Raw genomic sequence first — 13124 nt, forward strand, 5'->3', positions numbered from 1 at the left:
GTCGGGAATTTCTTTATGCTTTTATTATATCACAACATAAGTACTTATGTTTTAAAAAAGTACTTATGTACATAGTTTTTTGTACTTATGTACATAGTTTTTTGTACTTATGTACATAGTTTTTTGTACTTATATTGTCCACTAAACCCTTGTTATTAGTGGAGTTCTAACCACGCAAAAGAAAAAAAGATTAAAATATAAAAGATAAACTTATAATAGGCTGCGCCTTTTTATTAAACCCATAAAAAACAAAACAAAAAGAACCCCATCGTACGTCAATTTTGTACGTAGGGTTCTTTTTGAACGATTTTCAGGGATATATCCCTTATTATCTAATATTATTGCCCCTTAATAAGCCGATAGCGCCATTTTAACTTGGTTAATGATTATTTATACGTTTTGTGGCTAAAAATGATTAGACAGGCAAATAGGACGGTTTAACGTTAGAGACTTGGCCCTTTAAAAATATCACGCGTTAATTCAATGATTCGATTAATTAATGCTTTAACTTGTTCAATACCGTGATCTAATCTAGTTGGCGCTATTTTCGTATCTGGATCTGCTCTAGCTGTCGTCAGTGTTTTTAACCAGGTCTGGGCTACTTTTTTATTTTTAGTGAGTTCTTCATGATCCAGCTTATAAAGAACATACCGGGCCTCCACATCAGTATGGGCTATCTTGTCGACACCATAATCATTTTTAAGCATGTCACGCATAGCATAATCCATCTGTTGCTGTTCTCGCTGCCGCCTCTGAAGCGCTTGATGCGTTTCTTTCAGATTTTGATGGTCTGATTGGACGTCTGCTAATTGCGCTTTGACTTGGCCTAACGTTTGCTTGAGTTCTTCTGTCTCATGCTGGCTTTGTAAGGTGGCTTTCTTCATCGTGGCTAACACGTTTTTAAAGCGATCTAAGTCATCTGGTTTAAGAACTGTCTTACCAAAGAGGTTTTTAGATAAGGCTTGTTTAAAATCATCAATTTGTTTTTCGGCTAAGTCAACTTCCGTTAAGGCTTGATCCGTGATTTTAAGTACGGCCTGTTTAGCCCTAATATTTTCTTCAACGTCAGCTAGTTCGTTTTTTAAGGCGTTAAACTGATCGTTGAATTTTTTGATTTCAGCGACATTCTCAAACGGTAAAGTTTTGTTATTTAAAATGCCTTTTTCATAAAAAGGGAGCATCTTTTTTAAATCCTGATCTAGATCCTCATGAAAGGTTTGTAGATCATGTCGCGTTAGCACTTCTTTAGCGGATACTTTATAACGCGATTTTTTATCATCAAAAACCACCGGAACAAAGGCATAGTGCAAGTGAGGAGTTGTCTCGTCATAATGCACCACCGCGGCCACGGCATTTGCTTGGCCATAACGGTCATTCAGAAAATTAGTGGTTGCTTCAAAAAAGGCGCTCTGTTGCTCGTAGGGGGCTTCTGTGAGTTCTTTAGGTAAAGTGACTATCCACGTCGCTAAAGCCTTCACATCGTCTCTTTTCATGCAATAAACATCATTTAAACGCTCGTTGAAACGTGACAGCATATCTGAGTCATCCGTCATAAGATCTTGATTCAGATAGGTTTTCGATACATCAATTTCTTTGTTCGTGTGATGGTCGGTTTTACGTTCAAAATGGACTGCTAAACCAGGTACTGCGCCACGGGTATTTTTCTTTAAATGCGCCATCAAAAATGCCTCCTCGAAAAAGGTTTTCCAAGACCAGTATAACACTGTTAAAAATCTGGTATAGCCTGTTATACCAAAATTCTATTTTGGACAGGCTCTGCGAGGCGCGTCATCGACAAGCGATGCCAGTAGCGTTTCCCCTTCCTACTGGGGAAACTGCTATTTTACAGCGCCTATTATCCGGCTTGTAAAACCTCCGGCGGGTCACGCCGTGACGGGGCAATTTATCATTGCAGGATCACCTTCAGTGGGAGCATGTCATGCAGAACACTACCCGCGTGGGGCAAGCTGTTGTCAGCTTAAACCCATCAAAATAACTGATCATAAAAGAAAAGCACCCTCTTCTAGGAGAGGATGCTTTTAATAGATACATAATTAGATACAGTAAATCACTTTTTTATCTTGATATAGTTAAAAAAATAAAAAAAGTAATAAAAAATAACCATAATCAATAGTATTGTTGTAGTCACCAGGTTCCAATCAAGCATTAGCGCCCTACTATAATTACTAGGTATTCCTTGACTTGTAATATTAAGTAACTCGTTGATAGAGTGATTATGATCCGTCACTATCAATGAACCTGTAATCATGATGATAAATTGGTAAATAATACTACCTGTACTTTGTATCGTATTTTTAACCCAAATTCGTTTATCTGATGGCAAATTATTTTGCTGTACGTAGAAATGGTTTAATTCGGAATTTAAACATCCTTTCGTTGTACTTAACAATAAGATACCCAATGAGAATAGAGGTCTAACAAACATCATAATGAGGCCTACAAAAAGCATGATAAAAATAGTATGATGATTGTTTTTGACTAGAACTTTATTGATGATTGGTGCGATGACTATGCCTACGACATATGGTATATAAAAGCGGATAAATAAATCATCATGACCATAGTATCCAGCAACATATAAAGATGCGAATAAGAATAAATAGTTGCCTAAGGCACCATTTATGATTGCTATATAACTCAAAACTTTAGGAACACGACGTTGTGGTGATCTATGAAAAAAAAGTTTTGACACAATAAGAATAATAGCTAGCAGTAATGATCCCCATATAAAATCATCAAATTGCATAATATTATTCATCAATCGACTAGATCGCAAACTAAATATTAAAACGAAAAATACTACAAATAATCCCAAATATCGATATGAATAGGTTTCTAAATCATGAGAATCTACTGCGTAGTGATTAATAGTAGATATTGTTATAATAGCTATCAAGTACAAAAATGTGTAAAATACAAAAAATATAATAAAAGAATTTTTAGATGGAATAAACAGTATATACCCGATTAATATCAAAGTTAAGACAGTAAAATATTTATTTTTAGCTACAAGTAAATGACTTTTTATATTAAGAAAATCAATTGACGTATTAGCGGTTGGTAACCAAGCAGCACTTAATCCCAGAAAAAAGGCAGAAATCATATAAAATTCCGGAAAAAAATTTCCAATTATGCCAAACATAGATCCTAATGTACCAACGTAAAGAGAAACTTTTAGCAGACTAGCACTATTAAGACTTGTTTTGATACCTCTAATCAAAAATATTCCGGTTGTCCGTAAGGTATAAAAAATAACAAAAGGTAAAACTGACAATACTGTATGCGTCCCGCTAATTCTCAGAAAAAACATAAACGGTAGAACAATCACCGTACTACTAATAACATTTAATCCAGAATTACCAATAGTTAAAATATATTTTTTCATAAATACTCCCCAATGATTGTTTTAATGTGTTTCATTCAGTGTCGACGTTTATTCGTTTTAGTTGACATATACGCTTTAGCTACTGTAGCCACAAAAATTGTCATTAAACCAATCCCTACCGTAGAGTACAACATAGTAAATACTTTTCCAAAATCCGTCACCGGATGAATGTCACCGTAACCAATCGTCGTTAAAGTAACAAAGCTTAAGTAAAAAGCGTTAAGTAGACTTAAATGTTCTACCGTACTGTAAAAGAAAGCACCACTTAGTAATGTCAAAAATATGACTATCAACAGTCCTTTAGTTTCTTCTGATTTGAAAATAATCCAAAAAGAGGAAAATAATTTTTTGACTGACAAAATCATTGAAATCAAATTGATTCTCCCTGAACCGTTTCTTATCTACTTTCGAGTATGCATATTTGTTTAATCAAAGTCAAATATGAAACAAGTTTAACGTTGAGCCCAAACACATAAAAATAAAAAAGTATATAAACGCATAAAAAAGCACTTTTCTCAGAGCACTCCCTATGTACGGCACCGCATATTCCTATCGTCGCATCCAGCGATCCGGCAACTACTTTCGGCGTGATAGAACTTAACCTCTCTCATCTTATTAGTCATAGAATTACTAGATTGTTTGAGTGTCATTAAATTAGGCAATATACAATTACAAATAAATCAGCATAATCAAAAAACATCATCTTCTAGGATTATTCCTAGAAGATGATGTTTTTAGTAGATAAATACATGTTAACCATTAGCCACCGTAAAGCGCTTTTGATTGTATTGGTTATTTTTAACTTCTTCAATGACCTTAAATGCCATTGTGCCAGAAGTAGTTTCTGATACATTTTGGTCATTCGTTAACAGTATGTCATCACCAACTAAAATGTTATCTGATTTTTCACCAGCAATAAAGTTACTACCAGGTGACACACCAAACCAATTCACGTTTTTAACACGGCGTAAGAATTCAAGTTCGTATAATTGATTTTCAGGAATCGCACGCCATGGTTTTGTGCTGTCATCTGCGGCAATTAAATCATAGGTAAGTTTGCTCTTTGATTCATCAGTGTATAAACTACCTGCTCCTAATATGAATCCAATACGCTTGCTACTATTACGTAGTAAAGCAATTAGATGTGCAGCAAGATCAATTTGTAAGTAAGCTTGGTCGGGTGCGGTTGCAAACGCATCAATAATCACATCAACGTCTTCTAAATCGCTTAATGTGATTTCAAAAGCATCTTTGTTCAAAATGTTAATATCTTGAAATTCGTTATTTAAAGCATTGAGCTTATCTAGATTGCGTCCATTTGCAACAGCTTCAGAGACTAATGATTGCCCCGTCATTCCAGTAGCGCCAATAATCAATAATTTCGTCATTACTATCTTATCCTTTTATCTGTAGTATCTTAATCACAGTAAAACAACTTACTATTTACAAGTTACGACCCTTAACCAAGTTCGGTTTTATCTAGCATGGTCTAACCAAATATTTGAATGTGATTGCGTATAGACGCGATAAGCGCCTGTTTTACGTATGGTATCTTGATAGATAACTAACGCGATCTATCACCTTATAAAACTTCTGTGCAGGGGAAATCTACTGTTAAACGTAATTATTATTAGCTACTCTAGCTAGTCTTACTTTTGCTGAGACCAGCTTGTTTTCATTTGTTCGAAAATTGTAAATACATCATCTGTCATCGTCTTGTAGTTTTGAATGCTTGATGGCTCAGCAATGATACTTTCGAAATCTAAAATTTCGTAGAACAAAGCATTTTCTGTGCTTCCCTCTGTGATTGATTCTGTGGTATCACTATCTACATGATAAAAATACGCTGATTGTGCGCGTGGATATTCTGGTATTGTAATATAACCTTTTGTTCCAGAAATAGTTAGTGCTTTAGGTTGCTTAGCTTGCAAAGAAACAGATACCATAGCCGATTCGCCCGCCTGATTATGAAGAATTGTGACGGCCTGTTCATCAACTCCAGTTGGAGCATAGTCAACAAAAGACTGCACATTATCAGGTTGATCTGACATAAAATAGCGTGCCCCAGATATACCGTAAACACCCATATCAAGTAAGACACCACCACCTAGATCAGGATTAAAGAAGCGATTATTAGGATCATAGGGTTTAACACTACCATGTGCCACACTAATATGCTTAATTTCACCTAATTGACCGTCATTAATCATAGCTTTTACTTTTTTGGCTAAAGGCATATGAACTAAAGTCATTGCTTCTAAAAGTATAACGTTATGCTGTTGCGCCAAATCTTCAAGTTGATCCAAATCTGCCTTATTCAACGTAATTGCCTTCTCCATGAGTACATGTTTGCCATGTTCAATCGCTTGTTTTGCTATATCAAAATGGGTATTGTGTGGCGTAGCAATATACACAGCTTCAACTTTGTCATCAGAAAATACATCATCTAGAGAATTAAATTGATGAAGAACGCCATAATCGGTAGCAAATTGTTTTACTTTGTCTGCATTACGACTAAATACGCCATAAATTTCTCGATTGTTCTTATTAAATACGGTTGCCATTTCATGCGCAATAACACCTGTTCCAACGATTGTCCAATTCATTGTCATTTTTATAATCCTTTCAATTATGTGGTATCTAAATTGTAGCGCTTTTAATCATATGATTGTATAAAGAACACTTCGGTACTATTTGATCCTATAAAAATGTTTTTTAAGCGTTCTCATTTTGAAATAGCCTTAATCACCAGCAACATCATAAAATCTATGAATAATGTCCTCGAATCAATCAATACTAAACATTATCCAAAATCAATTTGATCTAATATAGTCTCTCGACTAGCTTGATCCAAGCCAAGATAAGTAAGCGTCATAGCCTCACTTGAGTGATTCAATAAGTGCATGACTAGACCAATGTTGTAATTTGATTGCGTATAAACGCGATAGGCGCCTGTTTTACGCATGGTATGAGTACCTAGGTAGTTGATTCCTAATAGATCACCAACACGCGCCATCACTTTATAAAACTGTTTCTCGGTTATATGGCGATCAGAATTGGCTGTTGAGGGAAATAGCCATTCAGAATTAATATTTTCTTGGACCATCCAATCATGATATTGCAGCAAGTCTTGCTGAACAGGTTTTAAATATAACGTGTTCGCTTTGCCTGTTTTTTTATCATGAATAAAGGCCGTCTGTTTAACAGAGCCATCTGGATTATAGACATCGGATCTCTTTAACGTCATCACATCACTCACCCGCAGCAAGGTGACTTTGCCAACTTGAAAGATGGTGTAGTTACGGCGACCCGCCCGAAAACTATCTAGTAAGGTGTCTTGCACCATTTTTAAGACATTTGAGTCTTTGATTGGTAGTACGATTTGTTGCACCATATATGTTAAATATCCTTAACTAATTCATCGTTTAAGTACGAGACTATGATTTTTTTAATAAATTCAATGTAATCTATAAAATCTTGCTTAAATATATATTCATTAGCCATATGGCTTGAATCATTTCCTGGACCAATCTGGACAATATCCATGCGATCATTTTCAGAGATAAATGTTGCGGCATCAGTAGTACCAGCTACAGTTCTCAAAGTGATTTTCTGTTTAAAGAACTCTGGTCCATATAGCGAAACCAATTTAATGATTGATGAATCTTTACTGGTCACTACAGGATCTAATTGTCGTAGAACATTGAGTTCTAAATTCATATCTGCAACCTTATTCATTTCGCTAATAATATCTTCTAAATCACTAATTATTCGATTGGCATTAACCATAGTTGTTGTTCTGACTTTTGTTGTCAATTTGGCATAAGAAGGGACTGAATTAATTTGTTCACCACCCGAAATAATAGAGTTTACAGGAATAATTTTACCCAGCACACTATCATTTATTTGAACCATGTGATCAAAATAATTTTTTTGTTGATTCATGTATTCCTGCAGGTTATCAATAGCATTGATACCAAGCTCCGGCATTGAACTATGGGCAGATTTTCCTTTAGATATAATTTCAAAATCTAGCACACCATTTTGTCCAAAAATTGCGAATTGAGTACTTTTTCCTGATTTAGGATTAGATAATCGAGAAGGTTCAGCAACAATTAGTGCGTCGAGATCTGATATTAGTTGATGACCTAATAAGCTAGCAGATCCTAATTGGCCCTTTTCTTCACCACCTGTAGCTAGAAGTCTAATTTGTCCACCTAAATCTATCCCCTCATCCTTAATTTCGATTAAGGCAATAATTAAAGCAACCAATCCGCCTTTCATATCAGAGGTACCACGTCCAAATAATTTCCCGTCCATATCAGTTAGGACAAGCGGATCGCTTTTCCAATCTGACAATGGTCCTATATTTACTGTATCCATATGTCCAGTTAGACCTAGTATACGATCACCATGTCCCATCGAAACTATCAAGTTAGATCTTCCTGTGGCAAATAGTATTTCTGCTGATTCAATGTTATGATCCTTCAGAATTTTTTTAAAATATTCAGCTAGTTCTTGTTCATTATGGCCGTCTGTCTTTATAGATATAGATTTTTCTAGTATAGAAATACGTTCAACATTGTTCATGTTTAAAACCCCCTAATTTTAAGTTCTATTATATCACCTAACAAAAAAACAACCCCTATTATCTAACCAGTAGATAATAGGGGTTGTTTTAATAGGATTTCACAGGGGCGATAATATAATTATAGACCATAAATTATTTCATATCATAATACTTGGATATCTGTACTGATTGCTGGGTTTATGACAAAAAATACACCCCAAAATATTTCGATCTAGCATCTATACTAGCCAATGTGAAATCCAGATAATTCTCTAAGAGATGGTGGATCATTACAAAAGAACTTTTTGAGTATTGAGACTTCTTTTGGTCAAAGGTGTCTATACACAAAATAAAAAAGCCGCTCAATGCGTTTCACAAACGTCGTTGAAAGGCTCCTTTCACTATCTAGACCAATTAAAAAGTTTTATTAGAGATCATGTAAACTGTTTTTGTAATTTAGTTTATGGATTGTAGCCTAGATATTATTTAAAAATTGAATTGTTTCAGGTACTGTTTTGTAGCGTCCGGTAACTTCGCTTCCATTATTGTATTTAATCATGATATATATATGGTCAATTGGTAACGAACTATCAGGGGAGGTTTCTGCATTTAGATAGTTCACGGCTGTAGTGATATCAGAAAAGTTTTTTGGTTGACCATATAAAGTTGACACGACTATTTCTGCTATTTGCCTTTGTAGATGGTTTTGTAATCCTATTTTGAATTTTTTAAGTGTTAGTGAGTTGTCATCAATGATTTTTTTGATTACTTTCTCTTTATTTTGTTCTTTTGACAAATGTTCTACTAAATCAGTAGCTTTTTTTTGTAAATCATCTTCACTGGTGTCTTCTTCAGTGCCTATATCTATATTTGTAATAGATTTAATGGTGTTCACAAAATTTTTGTATTGGATTTCGGCGACAACTATTCCTTTTGATTCTAACTGGAGAATGGCACTTCTTGTCCATTCTCCAACAATCACGGCTCCAAAAAATGGTTTTGTTGAAGAAAATGTTTCATTTAGAGCAGTAAGAACGTCTCCAATTTCTTCAGCTTTATTTTTTGAATGCTTGGTGTATCGTCGCCAGGCCATTTCGATGAATGCTACTGGTTTACCTAATTTTTCTTCGGAACCATTTTTTTCTAAAACAATATCTAAATCATGTGAATTATTCTTGTTATCTTTCCAAGTAACTTTCTTTTTGTTATTTCGAGCTATTCTTGGATGCTGATAGTCCATAAATAAATTATCAGCGTCTGCTAAATCTTTTAAATAGTATTTAAGTGTATCCTCAAAAAGACCACCAATAGCTGTACCTAAAACGTGAGACGGTGAATTTGCCATATTTTACCCCTTTATTGTTAAATAGCCTTCTTTCAGAGGAACCGTATGTGTACGGTTTTTCCACTTTATGTTTCTATCTCGTTCTTTGGCAAAGTGCCACTCAGTAAATCCTTGTGAAAGAGCTAATTCACCTAACCAGCGATCTACAGGAATGTATACCCCATATGGCGCAGAATCACCAATAACCATTATAATTTCACCATTTTGTTTAACTACCCTCCGAAGATCATGCATAACTTTAGCCATATCTAAGAAATAATTTACAATCATGGTATGATAATTTTTCTTTCCGCCATGTGTTTCACGTTCTGCTAAGAGTTGTTCAAGGATAGGTTGTAATTCTGAATATATGGGACTTAAAAGATCATCTTTGGCGATGTCAAAGGTTGCATCTTTTAATTTTGAAACACTTTGTGTACTGGAACGAATGAGGTATTTTCTAACTTTTTCTTGTAAATCTCCCCATGATTGAACAGTGCCAAAAAAAGACATTTCTAGTCGAGTTGCATCAGCGTAATCATAATTATTAGCGTATGGTGGTGATGTGATTACAATATCTGCCCAATTTTCAGGCACTTCAAAAGCATTACGTGCGTCTGTCGCTAAAAATTTAGATTTTTTTTGATATTTTTTTTGATATATAATCATATCTTCAGATATTTGATCGGCCTTTGCTTTAAAAGCATCAAAGGCATTAAATTCATGTGTTTTACGAGTTGGTAAAATGTACTGCCATTGTGCTGTTCCGACACCCGAAGCACTTCTAAGTATCGTGGCTAAGGTAAACCAGACTAAAGGTTTAACTTGTTCGGACATTTCAACAGTTTCTAATCCATGTTTTAAAGCGTCTAATTTTGCAAGATTATCTTTTGAATAGCTCTTTTCAATTAAAGGTGGATAATCATCAGTTGATATATTTATCTCATTGGCCTTTAGTGCAAAATTAAGGACTTTTTTGATTGTTGTCTGATACTCATCAACAGAGATGTTCCAGCCTAATTTTGCTGAGGTCATCTTTGATACGAATGGATGAGGATCTACTCCAATTGAATTAAAGCCCATTTTATCAGCAGCTATCATAACTGTACCTGATCCTGCGAACGGATCGTAAACGTTAAGTCCAATTGGTAGTGTCTTAAGAATGTCCTCCACCCATTCAGCTGAGAAACCCGCGCTATATCTATACCAGCGATGTATTGGTAATTTCATATTATTGGTGAAGGTTGTTTTTTGACTTTTTTTAACTTCGTTTTCAAATTTTTCTGAAAGTAAATCGTAATTTTCTTCAGTCATGTTAAATATATTTTTCCTTTCAGGAGTCTATGGATACGCATGTAAGTATACCAAGGATTCGTTGGAGTCAGTTAATAAAACTTTACAATTTAGTAAGCTAATGGTAGGACAGTATAATTTAGTTTAGGATACGCGCGTTTTGTTCTGTTAAGTGAGATTATATATTTGCAAAAAAGAGTTCGTCAGCTGCAGTTACTGAATGTTGAGGGTATGTGTACTCAACATTCAGTACTAGGTGGATCAAAATATAACATATTAGAAATATTAACGATTTCTACCACCACGATCAATATAATTTGTGTTATCCAATTTCTGTTGTCGAGATAATATTTAGGGCTTTTCCAGCTGAACAATCGTTGCTTCCTCTGTTAACTGTAGAATTAGTTTATTCAAATGGTAGTTTTAATTTGCTACCATTTGTTTCATTACCGAAAAAACTACTCCAATTTTACTCTTGATGGAGTTAATGGTGGAGTGGAGATAACCTTGCAAGCTATCCTAGACGACCTGGGATTGTCATTTGACTTTAAAAAATGTTTTAGACATCGGCAGCATAAAGGGGCCTAGTTAGCCGGTGATGATTGTGTACGGGCTGCGACTGCAATGGCTGTCACTTCTACAAATTTGTCCAAAACGGGGTACAGCAGGGGGAATCAATCGATTTAATTAGTTAAACTCATTACTCATTCTTATAGTTTTATACCAAAATGCCACCATTTTTTATTTTCCTTTTGGGGATCTTTTACTATATTTTCTTTTGGAATAACATCGTCTTTCTCACTACCTTGCTTTGGTATATTTAATGCTTTTAAATCCGTTATCTCTGCCTTGTATTCTTCTAAAATTTTTTTATCTTGTAATGCTAACCGCTGTTGCTGATCTAGAAGGTTTTGTGTTTGTTTTTGAACTTCTAATAAACTTTTTATCTGTTCATCTTTTTCTTTTATTGAATCTATTACATCTAAGTAAACAGCATAATCGACAAGTCTATTTGTCGATTCACTTGTTGACGAATTGTCACTTTCAAATCCCATGAAAGACTTTATATTAATAACATCTCTGGCGCTCAAAACATATCTATTACCTTGCTTATTTGGCGTTTTACTTGGCGACAACTTGGCGATAATTTGTTGAATTCTTTGCTTTGAAACACCCAATTCATTAGCAAGTTCTCGAATTGTTTTTAAATTTTCACTCATGATCTATATCCTGCCTTTTAACGATTGGTAGATACTGTTCAATCGATTTTTTAAGATACTTAGCAATGTTCTTTTTAGAATAGTCATCTTGTTTGTCTCTGATATAGGCTAAGTGTTCTTTCACGCCCTTTAAACCACGTAACTCTTTTAATTCGTCATAAAGTGGATAAACATTTTTCTGTAACCCTGACAAAATAGTAGTATCCGTTAAATCAATATATGACAATAAAAACTGCTCCATAAGTAACTTTGTATAGGGACTTTTTATTGCCTTAACGGTCAACATATCTTCTGTTTCTTCTTGACGAATCTTGCCCTCGATATAAACGGGATCATCCTGTTTATAACTACTATCAGCCGCAACTTGTTTTTTAGTAATGTGAAAGACAATGCTATCAATGCTGCGGCCTTTTTTAACTTTTTCGTACGTCACGTTAAAAGTTGTCTGATCATTTATTTCTTGTAAAGGTTTATCTAAAATTTTCTTGCTAAAATTAGTAAATAATTTGTATTCATTAACTGTATCAGTCATTTCTCGTAATTCTCGCATACTGATGATTGGATTACGGTAACTTTCTACTTGTTCTTCTCTACGTCCACCCTTAACGCTGTAATGCTCATACTGGTTGTAATTCATTGACAACCAACGATATAAAATAATCGCATACTTACTGTTCAATTCTGCTATGTCTGACAAAGCATGTTGCGTAAAATTGTTTTTGAGGTTGATTAAATAAGGCATGATTTCACGATGAAATTCGATTTTCACCTCGTCATTATAATCCGTCCATTCAACATATGGAATTGGCACAATACTGGTATATTTAAATCCTTTTTCTTGTTCTTTTTTAATTTGAAAAAATGCTTGTTTCTGCATTTTTTCAATCGCTTCTTTGAAACGACTATGCTTATTACTGTCATTCACCTTAAAGAAAGCAAATAGTTCTTGCTTTGATAAATACACTGTTTGATCTTGAGGTGGATTGTCGGTATCAATTAAAGACACCGCTAGTTCAAACATTTTGAGGGGTGTTTTATCCATCTTGGCAATGGATGTGATTAAACTATTATGTTCGACGACTTTTCGTTTTGATAACTCATTCAAGGTGTGTACCTGCCTTGTCTTTGATTCTGGTATAATTGACATATAAATACGCTCCTTTGGGCGTGTTGTTGGATAAGCATAAAGAAAAACTTTTAGTCGGGAATTTCTTTATGCTTTTATTATATCACAACATAAGTACTTATGTTTTAAAAAAGTACTTATGTACATAGTTTTTTGTACTTATGTACATAGTTTTTTGTACTTAT

Annotated in this window: 11 protein-coding genes; all 11 read right to left on the minus strand. The window is 34.5% G+C overall.

Going from position 1 to position 13124, the window contains the following annotated elements:
- Positions 1 to 443: 443 nt before the first annotated feature.
- A complete protein-coding gene (mobV, locus tag LQZ75_RS09485) occupies positions 444 to 1679 on the minus strand; it encodes a MobV family relaxase (protein WP_230097577.1) in 1236 nt (411 codons plus the stop codon).
- A 389-nt stretch (positions 1680 to 2068) separates the two neighbouring features.
- Complete coding sequence (locus LQZ75_RS09490; protein WP_230097578.1) at positions 2069 to 3406, minus strand: hypothetical protein; 1338 nt, start codon at positions 3404 to 3406, stop codon at positions 2069 to 2071.
- 35 nt (positions 3407 to 3441) lie between these two features.
- A complete protein-coding gene (locus tag LQZ75_RS09495) occupies positions 3442 to 3771 on the minus strand; it encodes a potassium channel family protein (protein WP_108730528.1) in 330 nt (109 codons plus the stop codon).
- A 387-nt stretch (positions 3772 to 4158) separates the two neighbouring features.
- On the minus strand, positions 4159 to 4794 hold the full coding sequence (locus LQZ75_RS09500; RefSeq protein WP_230097579.1) for an NAD(P)-dependent oxidoreductase: 636 nt from the start codon (positions 4792 to 4794) through the stop codon (positions 4159 to 4161).
- 261 nt (positions 4795 to 5055) lie between these two features.
- Entirely contained in the window at positions 5056 to 6018 is a 963-nt protein-coding gene (locus LQZ75_RS09505) for a Gfo/Idh/MocA family protein (RefSeq protein ID WP_230097580.1), read from the minus strand.
- Positions 6019 to 6209: 191 nt separating this feature from the next.
- On the minus strand, positions 6210 to 6800 hold the full coding sequence (locus LQZ75_RS09510; RefSeq protein WP_230097581.1) for a site-specific integrase: 591 nt from the start codon (positions 6798 to 6800) through the stop codon (positions 6210 to 6212).
- A 5-nt stretch (positions 6801 to 6805) separates the two neighbouring features.
- Entirely contained in the window at positions 6806 to 7996 is a 1191-nt protein-coding gene (locus tag LQZ75_RS09515; protein ID WP_230097582.1) for an ArgE/DapE family deacylase, read from the minus strand.
- Positions 7997 to 8451: 455 nt separating this feature from the next.
- Positions 8452 to 9321, minus strand: a complete 870-nt coding sequence (locus LQZ75_RS09520) for a hypothetical protein (RefSeq protein WP_230097583.1) — start codon at positions 9319 to 9321, stop codon at positions 8452 to 8454.
- 3 nt (positions 9322 to 9324) lie between these two features.
- On the minus strand, positions 9325 to 10614 hold the full coding sequence (locus LQZ75_RS09525) for a DNA methyltransferase (RefSeq protein WP_230097584.1): 1290 nt from the start codon (positions 10612 to 10614) through the stop codon (positions 9325 to 9327).
- A 689-nt stretch (positions 10615 to 11303) separates the two neighbouring features.
- Positions 11304 to 11813, minus strand: coding sequence for a MarR family transcriptional regulator (locus LQZ75_RS09530; protein ID WP_230097585.1), 510 nt, complete (start codon positions 11811 to 11813; stop codon positions 11304 to 11306).
- Positions 11806 to 12960, minus strand: coding sequence for a RepB family plasmid replication initiator protein (locus LQZ75_RS09535; protein WP_230097586.1), 1155 nt, complete (start codon positions 12958 to 12960; stop codon positions 11806 to 11808). The genes LQZ75_RS09530 and LQZ75_RS09535 overlap by 8 nt, the downstream gene beginning before the upstream one ends.
- Positions 12961 to 13124: the final 164 nt, after the last annotated feature.

Origin of the sequence: Periweissella fabaria (assembly GCF_918814575.1) — a bacterium.
In the GTDB taxonomy this organism is placed as follows: domain Bacteria; phylum Bacillota; class Bacilli; order Lactobacillales; family Lactobacillaceae; genus Periweissella; species Periweissella fabaria.

Coding starts and splice junctions, on each gene's coding strand:
- mobV (WP_230097577.1), bottom strand. CDS start 1,679: ATGGCGCATTTAAAGAAAAATACCCGTGGCGCAGTACCTGGTTTAGCA.
- LQZ75_RS09490 (WP_230097578.1), bottom strand. CDS start 3,406: ATGAAAAAATATATTTTAACTATTGGTAATTCTGGATTAAATGTTATT.
- LQZ75_RS09495 (WP_108730528.1), bottom strand. CDS start 3,771: ATGATTTTGTCAGTCAAAAAATTATTTTCCTCTTTTTGGATTATTTTC.
- LQZ75_RS09500 (WP_230097579.1), bottom strand. CDS start 4,794: ATGACGAAATTATTGATTATTGGCGCTACTGGAATGACGGGGCAATCA.
- LQZ75_RS09505 (WP_230097580.1), bottom strand. CDS start 6,018: ATGACAATGAATTGGACAATCGTTGGAACAGGTGTTATTGCGCATGAA.
- LQZ75_RS09510 (WP_230097581.1), bottom strand. CDS start 6,800: ATGGTGCAACAAATCGTACTACCAATCAAAGACTCAAATGTCTTAAAA.
- LQZ75_RS09515 (WP_230097582.1), bottom strand. CDS start 7,996: ATGAACAATGTTGAACGTATTTCTATACTAGAAAAATCTATATCTATA.
- LQZ75_RS09520 (WP_230097583.1), bottom strand. CDS start 9,321: ATGGCAAATTCACCGTCTCACGTTTTAGGTACAGCTATTGGTGGTCTT.
- LQZ75_RS09525 (WP_230097584.1), bottom strand. CDS start 10,614: ATGACTGAAGAAAATTACGATTTACTTTCAGAAAAATTTGAAAACGAA.
- LQZ75_RS09530 (WP_230097585.1), bottom strand. CDS start 11,813: ATGAGTGAAAATTTAAAAACAATTCGAGAACTTGCTAATGAATTGGGT.
- LQZ75_RS09535 (WP_230097586.1), bottom strand. CDS start 12,960: ATGTCAATTATACCAGAATCAAAGACAAGGCAGGTACACACCTTGAAT.